Source organism: Paenibacillus rhizosphaerae (assembly GCF_014192015.1).
GTDB lineage: Bacteria > Bacillota > Bacilli > Paenibacillales > Paenibacillaceae > Paenibacillus_AQ > Paenibacillus_AQ rhizosphaerae.
This window is the reverse complement of the sequence record NZ_JACHXJ010000002.1, coordinates 1460878-1476277: the sequence shown is the minus strand read 5'-3', so window position 1 is coordinate 1476277 and position 15400 is coordinate 1460878. Positions and strand designations below refer to the sequence as shown.

The following is a 15400-nucleotide window of genomic DNA, read 5'->3' as shown; positions in this document are numbered from 1 at the left end:
GATGTTTTATGATCCCTTACATATTCCTCTCAAACAATAACTCCAGTTGTTCAGCCAAGACATGATGCGGGATCGGTTTGTCATTCATAAACCACCATTCCACTACCCCGACGAATGCGGACGCTACAAACCTCACGATTACCTCGTCTTTTAATCCCTGGTTTTTCCCCTTGGTAACGTCCACCTCTTGCATAAATTCCTCGATAAGATAGTTAAGGAACCGGGTGCGGAAATATGGAGCTCCTTTACTGGCCAGCATCAAAGAAAAGAAAGAATAATTTCGTTCGAAATATTCGGTCCACAGCGATGCGCCGCTAAAATAGTCCAGATCTGCTCCCCTGCAAATCTCCCGGAGCTCATTGATATGCGATTCGACAAGCTTATCGAGTAAATCAAATTTGTCTGTGTAATGAAGGTAAATGGTCCCCCGACTCACATTGGCCCTGTCGGATATGTCTTGAATCGTAATATCGTCGAAATTCTTTATAGACATCAAGTCAATAATCGCATTCTTAATTGCTTCTTGCGTTTTACCTATTCTTCGATCCACTTTAGACATCAAAGTCACCAGACTTTCAAGAAATAATAAACAATGTTCTAATCTTTGTTCACTAATTAACAAATTGCGCTGATCTAACAATTGCAGGTTTTCAGTACCCAAATATAATTATAGACATGTTCAAAAATATATCAATATTCATTAATGTACAATTGTTAATTTACGAGGAGGTTGACGAGAAAATAAGAAGACTTGCCATCGAGTAAACATCACTACGGAGATTACGCTGAAGAATAATGCGCTGTTTCTGCCTATATGCAAGAATCGTGTTGAAAAAATCAATCAAAATAAAAGTATGGAGGAATTATACATGCAAAATTACATGAAAATGGACGTAACATTCGAGAGTGCGGGAGTGAAGATCGCCGGCCATCTATACACCCCAAAAGGAGAGGTTGGCGGTCTGCGACCTGCGATCGTCGTCGGCCATCCCGGCACTGCCGTAAAGGAACAGAGCGCTGGACTCTACGCGAAACGCCTTGCTGAACAAGGCCTCATCACCCTTACCTTTGATGCGGCTTATCAGGGAGAAAGCGGAGGTGAGCCAAGGGGGATGGAGGACCCCGCCCATCGAGTGGAGGACTTCAAAGCCGCCGTCTCGTTCCTTTGCACACGCAGCGAAGTCGACCCGGAGCGTATCGGCGCACTTGGCATCTGCGCCTCTGGCGGTTACGTTATTCCGGCCACGGTTACCGACCTCCGCATTAAGGCCGTTGCCACTGTTAGCGCGGCCGACATCCATCTTCAATTCCGTAAAGGAAGTGACGGCAAGCAGGACCCTGCCGTTTTCAGGGGCATGCTCGATGCAGCGGCGAAGGCTCGCACTTCGGAAGCCCGCGGAGAAGGAATCGGCGTGTTTCCGATCTTTCCTGAGACCGAAGACCAAGCTCGCGCAATGGGTGATCTGCACGCCTTCGAGGGATGGGAATACTATTGCACCGATCGCGCGCAGCACCCACGCTCGGCTAAGTTCTTTACCTGGAACAGTATAGACCGAATCGCCTATTTTGAAGCGTTCCGGTTCATTGACCAGATCTCTCCTCGTCCGCTCCTCATGATTGCCGGAAATCAAGCGGTCACGTCGTGGATGACGACCGAAGCCATTGCGAACGCAAAAGAGCCAAAGGAACTGTTCTGGATAGATGGCGCCACCCATGTTGATACTTACGACAAAGACGAGTATGTAACGACTGCAGTTTCGAAGCTCGCGGAGTTTTTCTGCACAAATCTGTCCTAATCCTGCTTGGTGTAAGACAAGATTTCGTTATCTCAGAACGGTGTCTTTGGTTGCAGGCACGAGCAGGATACCGGGCGTGACGACCGGGGGGCTGCTTCTTAGCCCAGCGGGTTGAACGATCCGAAGGTTTTTAATGCAGAAGGCGTACTGATCATGAGGTTGGGCATGGATTGAACAGGAGTATCATGCCGCTAACGTGCCATACCGGAACGCGTGTCCTTCCCTCTATCGTGGCCCGTGAGTGCGAGAGGCTCCCCGGCAGCGACAGACCGAGTAATCCAATCGGTCCATCACTGAAGGAGAGCCTCTCGTTCGTTGTCGGCAACGCGGAACTTTTACTTCGCTTTAACACTGCTTGATAGCGCTGTCTGCCGAAAGCTCGGCATGGGCCTGTTTAAATATGGAGTGATATATATGTAAATATGGTGGAGTAAGCGCCAATATACAACAGGGTAACCAAAACTGCTAGGGAGATCTTTCGATTCTTCAGGCACTCCCAGAACCAGGGAACCGCTCAATCCCATTAATATGTTCCCGATCGCTCTACCGCCGAGCATGATAAGCAATACGCTTTTACGGTCTGCATTGCCTGAAGTTGTCGTGGAGTTTTCACAAGAACATATATCTTTAAAGCAAAAAAAGCCGCTGTCACACAGCTATTAAGCATCTATCCTCCATTATCTTCACGAAATAACCCATTGCCTTATATTTCCGGTAACCGAACAATGTTTCATTATCCAGGCAAGCACATCTGTGGTAGATAATCGCGTGTGTGTTCTTGTCGTCTTACATATGATGTTCATTGTGGAATGGGGGTAGTGCATCTGAGCAAGGGCTGGTTATTACTCTGCGACAGAGGGGCTTTTAGCGCCTCTGACTGCAGAGCTACATAAGTCGATCAATTAATTCTGCCATGATGGCGGGCAACTGAATCGGTTTGTCAATAATAAGCAAAAGAAATTGCACGATCCCTAGCAGCGACATCACCGAATAAAGAATCAATTCCTTTTTTGGTCTTTGCTTGTTAACAAAGTAGACAAAAAGAACAATCGTGATGAACAGGCTGAGGACAAATGGCAACATTATGTTCTTCTCCTCCTGCTTATAAAATGAACAACAATAAGCAGGGCCGGGATGACCACACTAACAAGCGATTCTTGCTGTAGGATATACTTTTTCATCCACTCGATATTCTCAATGATGTTCTGATGCATGCTCTGAGAGAAACCTAATATCACGATTGCGAGCGGGACCGATATCAAACCTCGATGTTGGATGTTGAATGTCTGAGCAATACCTGTTACCGCGCAATAGAAAGTAAACATAAGTTTGATAAACACAAAGATAAGCCAGAAAATCGAGATCCCCCCTTCGATGTGTTCCAGGAATGGACTGAGCTCCAATTCCTGGGATAACGTATATAATGGATAGGCAATATGCGAAGCGCGTGATACCCCAAGTGTTCCAATGATAAGAAATGTGACCGCCGATAAAAACAGAGCGCCGATCAGCGATCCTTTCAGGTAAACAAGACCGGGTTTTTCCTTTACATAAGGAAAGATCATAATGAAAGTAAATGCATCCATAAATGGAAATGCAATCATAAAGCTTGATTTAGGAAATACTCCTTCCCAGTCTATCTCCGAAACGGGCGTGAAGTGTGACCAGTCCCACACGTTGACAGCGATTGAAAAGAACAGGAAAATCATTAGGATAAGAAGTGGAACAAAAAACTCTGTTGTGCGGGCAAGCGCCTCGATTCCTTTTATTGTGCTGTATACCGCAATCATCAAAAAGCAAGCACCGAATACCCAATCGGTCGTATGCGTTAACAAAGTTATGGTCATAAAATCGTTTAAATTGTTAATCACCCATGAGCAAATCAGGATCATTTGGTAAATAAGGAATATACTCACAATCTTCCCGGCGACTCGCCCTAATACTTGATGGCTTATTTGAAACAAGTCCACTTTGGGATATTGGCTGGCCAAATAAAGCCAGAGCAATGAAATGCCAACACCCGCGAACCCTGTCCATATGGGAACAAGCCATGCATATTGTTTGGCATCGGCGATAAGAACACCGGGGAGTAAATAAAAAGCAGTGCTGATTGTTGTAAAGATAACGATCGAAAGGAACTGCCTCTGGGATAATGTTGCATTTTCCATTCCACTATCCTCCTTCATAGGTGGTTACTAATACTCCTGTTTTGACGATTGATGATTTAATGTCAAGAGTAACCTTCGTCCTCATCCAACTGTCGGGATTTTTTTTCAATTCGGTCCACCCTCTCCCGGTTGTATGTGAGATCCGTTCCTCAATTCCTAATAAATCCCATTTTTCCTTTTTGGCAAGGTTCAGTACCTCCGTAACTTGATCCGTCATTTCTTCGTCAAACATCTTTTCCAATCGACGCAACGTTTGGGAGTCCAAACGCTTATTCTGATGAATGTTCAGCAGTTTTATCTTGGGTTTGATGGTAAGCTGAAGTGTCGGCTCTCCGTCTATAAGGATGAACCGTCTTTTCATCTTTGGTTTGCTCAACATTTGCAGATCGGCAAATTCATCACTGCTTAGCTGGATATGTTGGTACAAAGTTTTGCTTTTACCCAGCATGAAATAAAGCGGAGCTACTTGTTTGGCCTTCAGTTCACCCAGGAACTGACCTTTCTTGATGATGGAAACGCCTGTATAAGTGAAGTTTCCTCGATTCCCGTCAATGGATTCATAACGTTTCGTAGTGGTGATCGGTTTTTCACTGGATAACATAATATTGGAAACGAAAGTGAGCCTGGAGCTTTCGAAGTTTTCGAGTAATGTATTAATCTTTGATTCACCAACTTCTTTTCCTGTAAAATCAACTTGCAGCTGCTGAATATTTCGGAGGTTTTTCCCTATATTGGTTTCGAGCGGAACATAGGTATTCATAATATCCCGCACAGAATCTTTGGTGATAAAAACAGCTGTCGCCATGCGACGACTTGGATCGCTCTCCAAAAAATTCAATAGATCACCCAATCCTTTTGCAGCTAGACGTTTCGACACAATATAGGCTTGAAAGTGACTTAAAAATAGTTCCCTTGGTACGGTTTGAGTGGCTTTGCTCGTAAATTCAGCCCAGGACTTTCCCTTAAATTCATAGGTAAAAATCGGTGAACGGCTTCCCCCGCCTTTGGTACTGGCAATACCGTTTGGATTGGCGACTTGGAAGTAGGCCAAATAGTTTCCGTCCGCGTCCATATCGACGCCGACCATATCAACGATGGCCAGATCACTAATTTCACGATAGTCACCGCATCCTTGTAACATTAGGCTAAGGAACAAGATTGGAAGTGCTGTTCGTAAAAATGGGGTCATAACCTCTTACCTTCCTGACTTTTTCATTTTGTACCAAGGTACACGGACAAGCGTATCTCGAAATCGCCCTGTCTGGAGTGGTGCAACCGGAGAAAGGTATGGTTCCCCCGTGGTTTTGAGTGATGACAAGTGCACGACCAACAGGAGCGTACCGCATAATATACCAAAAAGCGCCAAGCTGATGGCCAATATCATAAAAACAAACTGGAGAATCCTTTGCGCCATGCCAAAGCTAAACGAGGGACTGATGAAATTGGTAATCGCTGTGACTCCGACAATAATGACCATTGATGCTGAAACCAGCCCCGCTTCGACGGCTGCTTGGCCAAGTACGACGGCTCCGACAATGGAAATGGCCTGACCGATTGCGGTTGGCATGCGAATCCCTGCTTCACGTAGTATTTCAAACATAATGAGCATCATGAACGCTTCAACAAACGCAGGAAATGGAACACCTTCCCTTTGTGCTGCCAAACTGAACAGCAATGTGGTTGGAATCAGCTCCTGTCTGTAGTTAATCAGGGCAATATATATACAGGGAGTGTAAATCGACAGTAAGAAGGCTAAAAAGCGCAGCCATCTTAAAAATGTAGAATAAATCGCCCGTTGATAATAATCCTCCGCGCTTATGAAAAATTGAAAAAACGTAACCGGAACGATTAGACCATGCGGAGTGCCGTCGGTTAGAATTACAATTCTCCCTTCCGTCAAGTGAGAACTAACCACGTCAGGGCGCTCCGAATTGAGCACTCTGGGAAAAGGAGTGATTTCCTTATGCTCAATCCACTCTTCAATGTTCGCACTTTCGAATATGGCGTCGGTGTGAATGTTGTTCAATCGATCCCTATACGCTTGGATTCGCTCCTCGGATGCCTTCCCTTTTATATAGGCCATCAATACCTTTGTTCTCGTCGTTTGTCCAATATCATAGGACTCGAACACAAGCTGTGGTGATTTGATCCGGCTGCGTATGAGTGCCACATTGGTCATGACATCCTCCGTAAAGGCTTCTGCCGGGCCGCGGACCGTCTTCTCGGACTTCGGCTCTGTGATACTTCGATGTTGAAACTTGGAGACATCAAACGCATATCCTTGATTGTCGTTTTGAATGAGGAGGACGCACTTGCCTTCCGTAATTAAAGACGCCCATTTTTCGGGATTCAATTCTACGGAGTAAGATACTCCTGAAAGCCTATCGCGTATCCATGACAGCCTTTTTTCCTCTGTTTCTCCTCCTTCATGGATGCGAATTTCCAAAAGGGGAATGAGAATAAACTGCTGAATCTGTTCTTTATCGACGAGCGTGTCCAGATAAGAGCAAGTAACCTGTATGTCGGAGTCGACGTGGAAACGGTGGATTTTGAAATCTGGCTGTTGTTGTAATGGTTTCAGGATGTACCGATCAACTAAATCCATAAGCTCCACCCTCCGGTTTGTTTCCTAAATTGATGCCTCTGCTTCTTTTATACTGCCCAATTTTTGTTAAGCAATACGGATTGGTGGAGCTTTGCCCGCCCGGTCTAAGATGGACGAATATGCGAGAAACGCAGCGCGGAGGTATCATGGATCGGCTACATTCAAGCCGATAAACTACGCTCTGGCAATGAGACACTGGCTGATATCGATGAGGTCAATCCCCCCATTAAAAGGAAACTTCTTGGCGCTGTCACTTATGAAACGGCTCAGTAACTGAACTGATTAGCCATTCAGTACAACAAAAACAGCAGCCAATTACTTACTGGCTGCCGTTGTATTGTTTGAACAATTGTTCCCCAATAGTTAAGTGTTTCTGGATGAGAAAGGCATTTACGCTTGGTAATCAACTTCTAATAAACCGATACGCGGAAGGAGTCACTCCAAACCGTTCCTTGAACACTTTGGAGAAATGGGCCACGTTTTCAAACCCGGTCGAGAAACAAATATCCGTAACCGAAATAGGGGTTTGCTGCAGCAGTTCCTTCGCCTTATCGAGCCTTCGGTTTCGAATCCAACGCAGCGGCGAGGTATTATAAATGGCTTGAAAATCACGCTTGAAGGATGAAACGCTTCGGCCCGAAAGATAAGCCAGGTCGTTTAAAGACACCGGATGATACAGATTTTGCTCTATGACTTCTGTCAAATTTTTCCTCTCATTCCGTTTAAGCTGTAAAAATTGATAAATGAACTGCTCATCGGCATCTGCAACATCAAACAATAATTCAAATAATTTTAATCTTATCAACTCATCCCTTATGCGTTCGGTTTCCTTGAAATAAGGCTTAAGGGAATCAATAAAATTCTTCAAACGCTCATTTACTGGATTAACCGAAACGGGAACGACTTCAGAAGGATCGTTTTTTTCAAGCTTCGCCATTTGAATAAATTCAGTAAGCAGCTCTTCTTTGAGAAAAAACATTATATACTCCATAACGCCCCCGGAGTCTGCCGCTCCGGTCTTCTCATATTGAATCATAATGGATTTTTGCAGCAGCACCATTTCATTTTTGCTTACCTCTACTTCCCTGTCACCGAATTTGATCCTGTAGATTCCTTCAAGAACGAACAACAGCAGATGGTCCTCCAAAAACATGGAGCCTTTAATACTGTTTATAAAGGTGCATGATTCAACGACCGTTAAACCTTTCAAGGTCAAGACCCCCTGACCCTCCGGCTTTTTCACGAATGAATCAGGAGCCCTGAAAACTTTTTCCTTTCGAAACTTCATGTCTTGCATATCCTGGTCCCTCCCGACCTTTTACACGATTTATTTATATATAAGTATACATCTAAGAACCTTCGACTTCTTCCCGAACACATTTTTAGGATAGCCCATAAATAAAGGGAGTTGAAAAACCGGAGAGCATGCTCTCCGGTTCATGTCTGCTTTTCGATTTATTTTTCATTCTTTAAACGAGACATCGTCATGATCCGTGCCCGTAATCACTTCATACCATGCTTCGATGTCTTTTTCGAAGTTGGACGTTTTCTCCCGGTACCTTTGCAGGGAATCATTGCCGAGCGGCAGGTGAACCGGCGGATTTTCTGAGTTCGCGAGCTGAATGAAAGCCTTTGCCAGCTTCACAGGGTCTCCCGGCTGCCTCTTGTTGACCTGAGTCGCAAACTTCCTCATTTTACCGACGGTTTCCTCGTAATCTGGAATGATGTTGTCTGACCGCGTCAATGAAGAGGCATCCAGAAACTCCGTCCGGAAAAACCCAGGAGCCACTACTGTTACATGGATACCGAGAGGCGCCAGTTCCATAGCAAGAGACTCGGTCAACCCCTCGATTGCAAATTTGGTTGAACCATAAACACCCCAACCCATATAGCCGCTTAATCCGCCGACGGAAGAGATATTAATAATATGGCCGGAACGTCGTCCCCGCATATAAGGAAGAATCGCTCGTGTTACATTTAACGTTCCAAATACGTTGGTCTCAAAATTTCTCCGAACTTCTTCTGCGGTAGCTTCTTCAACCGCGCTTAAAAGGCCGTACCCAGCATTATTTACTAGGACATCGATCTTACCGAATTTCTTCTCTGCCTGCTTGGCGGCCAGAACTGCCTGCTGATCATCGGTCACATCAAGAACTACGACTTCGAGCTGCTCCGGATTGCCCAGTTTATCCGCCAAGGCCTGTGCGTGGCTTCTTACGGTAGCTACGACTTTGTCTCCTGTTTCCAACACGGCCTTCAGAATTTCAAACCCCACGCCTCTGCCTGCTCCGGTAATAAACCAAACTTTAGGTTGACTCATATTTAAATTCCATCTCCTTTTACTTTTTGGGTATTTGGATACCATCCAGCCAAACTGCTTCCGGCCGATGACTTAACTTTAACGTGTTTACACAGTTTCTGCTTTTCCGTGGAGCCCAAAACATTATTCAATAAAGCTCAAACATCCTCCAGCATATTTGTTCGCGAGAAACGGACTGAGCGAAGCTATTGATTTTGACAAGAACATATATTGTTAAAACAAAAAATGCCGCTGTTATGGGGCTGTTAAGCATTCATGTTCTCGTCTTACAATATGTTTTGGCGGCAAATATGCATTTAATAAAGAAATCTCCCATTTCACAAGCATCAATTATACTGCCCGTTTGCGGAATAAGGGACTGCCACTGGACAGCCCCTTTGGTATTGATCTATCGTTTCACTCGGGGTTCACCTTCCGCTCGCGATATTGCCCCGGCGTAACGCCCACCAGCTTCTTGAACAGCCGGTTCAAATAAGAGGGTTGATAGCCGATCTGCAAGGCGATCTCACCGACCTTCATGTCGGTGTCGTCCAGCAGTTCCTTCGCCTTCTCGATCCGCAGCTGGATCAAGTAATCGATGAAATTGACGTCGGCGATATGTTTGAACGCCTTACTCAGCGTGAACGGGCTTGTCCCCAAATACTCGGCGCAACTCTCAAGCGAGACGTCAGAGTCGTATTTCCCTTTGACGTACTCCATCGCCCGCTCGACGAGCCGGCGCTGATGCAAAGCCTTGTCGCAGGCCAACGCTTTCCCGTATGGTTCGATTACGCGGACACGAAACCATTCGGTCATCCTCTCGGGATCCCGCATTCCGCGAAGCTCGGCGTACAGATCAACATCCCCGTAGAGCCCGCGCGGCTGGTAGCCGGCTTCCAGAATCGCATGCTGGATGCTGCCGAGCAGCTGGAGCGCGCCGTCCTGGACGAACATTTCCTTGCCTCCCTCCTTCACGAGAATTTCCACGAAAGACTGTATGGCGGCCGCCGCCTCCTCCGGGAGCCCCATCCGGATCGCCTGCTTCACCTCCTTCTCAGAGCCAAACGGATACGGCACCGCTTCCCTTCCCATGCCGGGAAGAAGGTCCTCCAGGGAAAGAATCTGCGTTACCTCCTGAACATCGCGGTAGCGGGCGGCTTGCCGAAGGTGCCGCAGCGATTCCGGCAAATCCGCTATTCGCGGCAGAGGCCGCCCTATCAGGATTGTGCTTTGCACCTTCAGCACGGCGCAGATCGTCTCCGCGAGCGAAGCCGCCAGCTGGAAGGCGCCGCCGCGTGCCGCTTCCTCCGACTCCTCCCGCCCGTAAGACAACAGGATGCCCACGGATAGATCCTGGAAATTGATGATATCCGCCTGTTCGCCGCGGACGGCGGTCAATTCCTGCGCGATATTCGCTGCCGCGAAGGAGACGAGCTGGGCATCGCCGTCCGCGAAGCGCCCCTGCGGACGGCTGAGCCCAGTAACCTGGACGAGCACGAGCAGAAATCGCTTGCCGTCCATGCTCCAGCCGTAGGCGTTCATCCTCTCGCGCAGCTCCTCTTCCGTGAAGGAATAATAATGTCCCTGAATGAGATGAAGCAAAAAGCTCGACCGCATCCAGGGCTGTGCCTGCTCCAGCTTCTCCCGCAGCTCGCAGCTTTCCCGGTTCAGGTGGCGCCACTGCTTCTCGAGAAAGCCGATCTCGTCGCTGGGCGGATCGGGTGCGCGCCTCTCGTCATGGAACAAGCCGACGAGCCGGTGGATTGGATGATAGATCCGCTTGGAGGCAAGCCAGGACAGAAGAAGCGCGACGGCAAAACCGAACAGACTAACGCCGACAATCATCCTCGACATCATTTTGACCGGAGCCGTCATCGAGGAAAGCGAAGCGGCGGTGACGTAGGTCCAGTGCAGACCCAGCCGGGTGAAATCGCCGAACGTGACGGTATATGTTTTGCCCTGAAAGTTGTACAGGAACGTGCCGGAGCCCGTGTCGCGCCGCTTGATCTCGGCGGCCAACGCAGTCTCGAACGGCGTTCCTTCGGGGAGACCCGCCCCTTTCTCAGTCACGACGAAGCGGCCCTTCTCGTCGATAATGAACGAGCTGCCGGCCTTTCCGAGCGACAGCTCATGTACCAGGCTTACGAGCTTATCCCGGTCCAGATAGAAAATCAGGGTACCGTAAGGTTGGCCGATGCCCGGAACTTTATGTACGAGCGCCACCGTATGATCGTCCGACCGGTTGACCCGTGGGAAGCCGTTTAGCCAGAACGCGCCTTGCTTGCTGGACATGACCGTCCGGTAGCCTGCGAGATCGCCTGGGCTGGAGACGGCTTCGATCCCGTCGAAGTCGGAAACAACGACGGGCGACTTGCCGTCGACGAACAGATGCACCTGATCGACCAGCGGATAGAAGCCCTTCATAACCGTCAAGGTGCGGTACAGGTTTTGAGTAACGGTATATTGGTCCTTCAGATCGACGTTCCGGAGACTTCCGTCGAACCGCGGGTCGAACGCCCACTGCGTCGCCGTCAGTTCGAGCTGATTCAAATCGCCGTTAATGCGGTTCACCGCGTTCAGGAGTAGTGCCTCATTCGAGCTCGTCACCTCCTTGCCGATATGAGAGCTGCCGAGTAAATAGAGCGTTATTCCGATAATTGCCGTCGGTAGGCATGTGATGCTCAGCACGATCAACAGGCTTTTTCGGTAGAAACGGCCTTTGATCGCCGGCGGCCGATCCCGCCAGTCCCTTTGCGCGAAATGGTTCATGACGCTCCCTGCCTTTCTTTTTTTTCAATACCTGCCCGGACCGTGGTCCGATAACCTTCCCTTGCCGACCGAAACGGCTTTGCCGGCCTACTCCCGGGAGGAACCGTCTATCGCGATGAACGGGAAATACCCTCTTTTTCCCAATTGGAAAAAAGAGGGTATTGGCTATCCTAACCTTTACTTGGAGCCGGATATCCGCTGCTGATAGGACGCATTCATTTCCTCGGTAATTTTAAGCAAGTCGGGATCGTTCTTAAGCTCGCCGACGAATCTGTCCCACTCTTCGATCGGCGCTTTCCCCAGGATGACCTTCGTCTTCATGTCCTGAATTTTCTTGCCCAGCTCGGTGCCGACCTTCGTATTCGTATCGGAATTGAGCCCAACCGCAACCTCCGGCACGCTCACTTTGGCCCGCTCGTCGATAATTTTCTTGTTCCGCTCCAGTATGTCGCTTGGCATGCCCGAACGGTAGGCGCGCAAATACTTGTCGTATTTGATAAAAATTTGGCCGAGCGCCTGCTGCGCGACGATATCGGTCTTAGCCTGTTCGGTCGGCACCTTCACACCGTTTTCTTCCTTGTAATGCACGTCCTTGATGCCGAAGCTTGCCAAATCACTGCCTTCGTCAGAAGCGCCGTAGTCCATCAGCTCGAGCAGCTTCTTCATCTTCGCTTCGGGCACAGTCTTCGGAATCGCGTACATTCCGAAGAAGCCGGAATCGCGGTTGACGTAGCCGTTCAGAGAGACAAGCGGAAGGAAGTCCGCCTTCGGTTCGGTCTTCCGCAGCTCCTCCGTCGGTTCCCAGGCGGCTTCGACCGTATCCTGGAAGCCTCCCGCCCGGCCCGCCTTGAGCAAATCCTTCGCCTGCGAGTTTTTTAGCGTCGCGAGATCTTCGGGAAGGAGCTTCTCCCGGTACGCCTTGTTCATCCAGACGAGAGCGTCCCGGACACCCGGCAGCAGATTGACGTTCACAAGCTTACCGTCTACCAGAGACCAATCGCCGTTCGTCTTCGTGAAGACGTTCTGAAGTTGGCCAAGGGTGGCCATGCCGGACTGGTCGACGAAGCTGGCGTACCCGATCGTGTCGTCCTTGCCGTTGCCGTCCGGATCTTTTTCAACGAAAGCTTTAAGGACGTCGTAAAATTCGTCGACCGTCTGCGGAACCTCGAGATTCAGCTTGTCCATCCAGTCCTTGCGAAGGTAAACAAAGCCGCCGCCTTCGACCGGACGCACCCGGGGAATTCCGTAGTTTTTGCCGTCGGCCTGCTTCGTGTTGGTCCAGGTTTCCTCCGGAAATTTCATCAAATTCGGGTAGTCCTTGATATATGGGGTGAGGTCCCACAACGCCCCTTGCGCTACCATCGTCCGAACCTGGGCGGTGAAGGCGTTATCCAGCAGCATCAGGTCGGGAATGTCTCCCGAAGCGAGCGTAACGTTCACCTTGTCGGCATAGTTGTTCGGCGAGACCCATGTAATGTTCAGTTTGGTGTTGGTCCGCTTCTCGATTTCTTTGACGACAACGTTATCCTCGCCCGGCGGCTCCGGCGTGTAATACATCGTCATGATGCTGACATTCAGCGGACCGTCGCCGGTAGCTCCTCCCCCGCCTCCTCCACCGCTGCAGCCGACCAGCAGGGCGGCGATGAGCAGCACCGAAACGGCGATCTTCGTTTTGTCAAGCCTGAACCTTCTTTTTCGCATACACGAACCTCCCCTTTCTATTTTTCTTCTAGTAGTCTGGTCTTCGTCTATTCCTTGACGGAACCGACCAAAGCTCCTTTCGCGAAATGCTTCTGCAAGAAAGGATAGACGAGCAGGATAGGTACCGTGGCGATGACGACGGCGGCCATCTTGAGCGTCTCTGGCGGAATGCGCTGCTCCGACATCATCTCAGCCGCGGCCGAGCCTCCCGCCGCGGTGGACGCGTCGATCAGCATGTTCTGCAGCAGCACCTGCAGCGGATGCTTCGCGAAATCGTTAATATACAGTAGCGCCGTGAAGAAAGTGTTCCAGTACGCGACGGCGTAAAACAGGCCGAATGCCGCCATGGAGGGAAGCGACAGCGGTAGGATGACCCGGTACCAGACGCTGAGATCATTGCAGCCGTCGATCCGCGCCGCTTCCTCCAGGCTGGACGGGATACTGTCGAAGAAGCCCTTCATCAGCAGCACGTACCAGCCGCTTGTCAGCACCGGTAAGATCAGCGACCATATGCTGTTGATCAGATGCAGGTCCCGCACAAGCAGATACGGTGGAATGATGCCTGGATTGAATAGCGTTGTCAGCAGGATGGCCAGCATAATGAACCGCCTTCCCTGCAGCCTTCTGCGGGATATCGCATAGGATAGTCCTGAAGTCACGATGAGGCTCAGCGCGGTCCCGACGACTGCCAGGAACGCGCTGTTCCCGATAGCTCTCATGAATGCGTCGGTAGAGAGCAAATATTTGTAGGATACGAGGCTCCAATGCTGCGGGAACAGCACCAGCCCTCTCCGGATATATTCCGACGGGTCGGTGAACGACACGACGAATACATAATAGAACGGGAAGAAAGTGATCAGGCTGATCAAGCCGAGCGCGATGACGTTGATAACGCCGAACACGCGGTCTCCCAAGCTTTCTCTCATTGAAACGTTCGCCTCCAGCGGGTGAAATTGGGTTAGTAGACGCCTTCCTCGCCGAATTTCTTGGCCAATCGGTTGGCGCCGATGACGAGGAGCAGGCCGACGACGGACTTGAACAAGCCGACGGCGGTGCTGAAGCTGAACTGTCCCTGCCGGACGCCTAGACGATATACGTAGGTATCAAAGACGTCCGCGACATCGGAGACGGCGCCGTTCATCATCAGAAACACCTGCTCGAAGCCGACGTCCATCATATGGCCGATCCGCAGAATGAGCAGAATAACGATGACGGGACGGATAGCCGGCAGCGTCACGTGCCAGATTTGCCTAAGTCGGCTCGCTCCGTCCATTTTGGCTGCTTCGTACAGCTGCGGATCGGCTCCCGCGATGGCGGCAAGAAAAATGATCGTGCCCCATCCTGCGTCCTTCCAGACGGACTGGAGCGTCAACAGTCCCCAGAAATAGTTCTTGTTCGTCAGAAAATCGACCTTCTCAAAGCCGAAGGCGACGAGCAGCTTGTTGACGACGCCGTCACCGGTGGACAGAAGCAGGAACGTGATGCCGACGATGATGACCCAGGACAAGAAATGAGGCAAATAAATGATCGATTGCACGATTTTTTTGTAAGACGAAACGCGAATTTCGTTTAGTAGCACGGCGAGCAGAATCGGCAGCGGGAAGAAAAAGATCAGGCTTAGCAGATTGATCGCCATCGTATTGCGGAACAGCAAAAGGAAATCCGGATTCGAGAAAAACCGCGCGAAATGATCGAATCCGACCCACGGACTGTCCAGGACGCCTTGATAGGGCGAATACTCCTGGAATGAAATGACCACCCCCCACATCGGCACGTACCGGAAAACGATGAAATAAATCAATCCCGGCAGCGCCAGCAAATACAAATACTTGTCTCTCTTCAGGCCCGCCCAGACGAGGCCGGGCGGGGAGCCGACGGCTTTGCCGTCGGCGGCCGCAGTAACCTTATCCGCAGGCATGTCCATCATGGATTCCTCCTTCGAATCGGTCTATGTGATTGTCAACGCTTTCACGCGTCTTAAGGCAAGGGTACATGCCCCGCCCGTTTCTGGCAAATGCCCATTCTTGTACGCCCGTTTCCAGGCGTTGACCTTTCTTGCTCG

Annotated in this window: 12 protein-coding genes; 1 reads left to right on the top strand and 11 read right to left on the bottom strand. The window is 49.7% G+C overall.

What is annotated here, in order from left to right:
• Window positions 1-16 precede the first annotated feature (16 nt).
• Complete coding sequence (locus FHS19_RS15370) at window positions 17-559, bottom strand: TetR/AcrR family transcriptional regulator (protein ID WP_183582635.1); 543 nt, start codon at window positions 557-559, stop codon at window positions 17-19.
• A gap of 310 nt (window positions 560-869) precedes the next feature.
• On the opposite strand from FHS19_RS15370, the gene FHS19_RS15365 reads away from it, so the two are divergent.
• Window positions 870-1796 (top strand): alpha/beta hydrolase, encoded by a 927-nt coding sequence (locus FHS19_RS15365; RefSeq protein WP_204797527.1) that lies wholly within the window; start codon window positions 870-872, stop codon window positions 1794-1796.
• Window positions 1797-2681: 885 nt separating this feature from the next.
• Here FHS19_RS15365 and FHS19_RS15360 read toward each other — a convergent pair.
• The 10 genes from FHS19_RS15360 to FHS19_RS15315 form a co-directional block, all read right to left on the bottom strand.
• Window positions 2682-2879, bottom strand: coding sequence for a hypothetical protein (locus FHS19_RS15360; RefSeq protein ID WP_183582634.1), 198 nt, complete (start codon window positions 2877-2879; stop codon window positions 2682-2684).
• Window positions 2879-3964 carry a GerAB/ArcD/ProY family transporter gene (locus tag FHS19_RS15355; protein WP_183582633.1) on the bottom strand — a complete coding sequence of 362 codons (1086 nt, stop codon included), beginning with the start codon at window positions 3962-3964 and terminating at the stop codon, window positions 2879-2881. The genes FHS19_RS15360 and FHS19_RS15355 overlap by 1 nt, the downstream gene beginning before the upstream one ends.
• A 4-nt stretch (window positions 3965-3968) precedes the next feature.
• Complete coding sequence (locus FHS19_RS15350) at window positions 3969-5153, bottom strand: Ger(x)C family spore germination protein (RefSeq protein WP_183582632.1); 1185 nt, start codon at window positions 5151-5153, stop codon at window positions 3969-3971.
• A gap of 6 nt (window positions 5154-5159) precedes the next feature.
• Complete coding sequence (locus FHS19_RS15345) at window positions 5160-6569, bottom strand: spore germination protein (RefSeq protein WP_183582631.1); 1410 nt, start codon at window positions 6567-6569, stop codon at window positions 5160-5162.
• 403 nt (window positions 6570-6972) lie between these two features.
• Window positions 6973-7866, bottom strand: coding sequence for a helix-turn-helix transcriptional regulator (locus FHS19_RS15340; protein WP_183582630.1), 894 nt, complete (start codon window positions 7864-7866; stop codon window positions 6973-6975).
• Between the two features lie 165 nt (window positions 7867-8031).
• Window positions 8032-8889 carry an oxidoreductase gene (locus FHS19_RS15335; protein ID WP_183582629.1) on the bottom strand — a complete coding sequence of 286 codons (858 nt, stop codon included), beginning with the start codon at window positions 8887-8889 and terminating at the stop codon, window positions 8032-8034.
• A 396-nt stretch (window positions 8890-9285) separates the two neighbouring features.
• Window positions 9286-11637 carry a helix-turn-helix domain-containing protein gene (locus FHS19_RS15330; protein WP_183582628.1) on the bottom strand — a complete coding sequence of 784 codons (2352 nt, stop codon included), beginning with the start codon at window positions 11635-11637 and terminating at the stop codon, window positions 9286-9288.
• Window positions 11638-11814: 177 nt separating this feature from the next.
• Complete coding sequence (locus FHS19_RS15325; RefSeq protein ID WP_183582627.1) at window positions 11815-13338, bottom strand: extracellular solute-binding protein; 1524 nt, start codon at window positions 13336-13338, stop codon at window positions 11815-11817.
• Between the two features lie 47 nt (window positions 13339-13385).
• Window positions 13386-14264, bottom strand: coding sequence for a carbohydrate ABC transporter permease (locus FHS19_RS15320; protein ID WP_183582626.1), 879 nt, complete (start codon window positions 14262-14264; stop codon window positions 13386-13388).
• Window positions 14265-14296: 32 nt separating this feature from the next.
• Window positions 14297-15262 carry an ABC transporter permease gene (locus tag FHS19_RS15315; protein ID WP_183582987.1) on the bottom strand — a complete coding sequence of 322 codons (966 nt, stop codon included), beginning with the start codon at window positions 15260-15262 and terminating at the stop codon, window positions 14297-14299.
• Window positions 15263-15400 lie beyond the last annotated feature (138 nt).

What these genes read in the sequence shown, in the direction of transcription:
- FHS19_RS15370 (WP_183582635.1), bottom strand. Translation starts at nt 559, where the DNA reads ATGTCTAAAGTGGATCGAAGAATAGGTAAAACGCAAGAAGCAATTAAG.
- FHS19_RS15365 (WP_204797527.1), top strand. Translation starts at nt 870, where the DNA reads ATGCAAAATTACATGAAAATGGACGTAACATTCGAGAGTGCGGGAGTG.
- FHS19_RS15360 (WP_183582634.1), bottom strand. Translation starts at nt 2,879, where the DNA reads ATGTTGCCATTTGTCCTCAGCCTGTTCATCACGATTGTTCTTTTTGTC.
- FHS19_RS15355 (WP_183582633.1), bottom strand. Translation starts at nt 3,964, where the DNA reads ATGGAAAATGCAACATTATCCCAGAGGCAGTTCCTTTCGATCGTTATC.
- FHS19_RS15350 (WP_183582632.1), bottom strand. Translation starts at nt 5,153, where the DNA reads ATGACCCCATTTTTACGAACAGCACTTCCAATCTTGTTCCTTAGCCTA.
- FHS19_RS15345 (WP_183582631.1), bottom strand. Translation starts at nt 6,569, where the DNA reads ATGGATTTAGTTGATCGGTACATCCTGAAACCATTACAACAACAGCCA.
- FHS19_RS15340 (WP_183582630.1), bottom strand. Translation starts at nt 7,866, where the DNA reads ATGCAAGACATGAAGTTTCGAAAGGAAAAAGTTTTCAGGGCTCCTGAT.
- FHS19_RS15335 (WP_183582629.1), bottom strand. Translation starts at nt 8,889, where the DNA reads ATGAGTCAACCTAAAGTTTGGTTTATTACCGGAGCAGGCAGAGGCGTG.
- FHS19_RS15330 (WP_183582628.1), bottom strand. Translation starts at nt 11,637, where the DNA reads ATGAACCATTTCGCGCAAAGGGACTGGCGGGATCGGCCGCCGGCGATC.
- FHS19_RS15325 (WP_183582627.1), bottom strand. Translation starts at nt 13,338, where the DNA reads ATGCGAAAAAGAAGGTTCAGGCTTGACAAAACGAAGATCGCCGTTTCG.
- FHS19_RS15320 (WP_183582626.1), bottom strand. Translation starts at nt 14,264, where the DNA reads ATGAGAGAAAGCTTGGGAGACCGCGTGTTCGGCGTTATCAACGTCATC.
- FHS19_RS15315 (WP_183582987.1), bottom strand. Translation starts at nt 15,262, where the DNA reads ATGGACATGCCTGCGGATAAGGTTACTGCGGCCGCCGACGGCAAAGCC.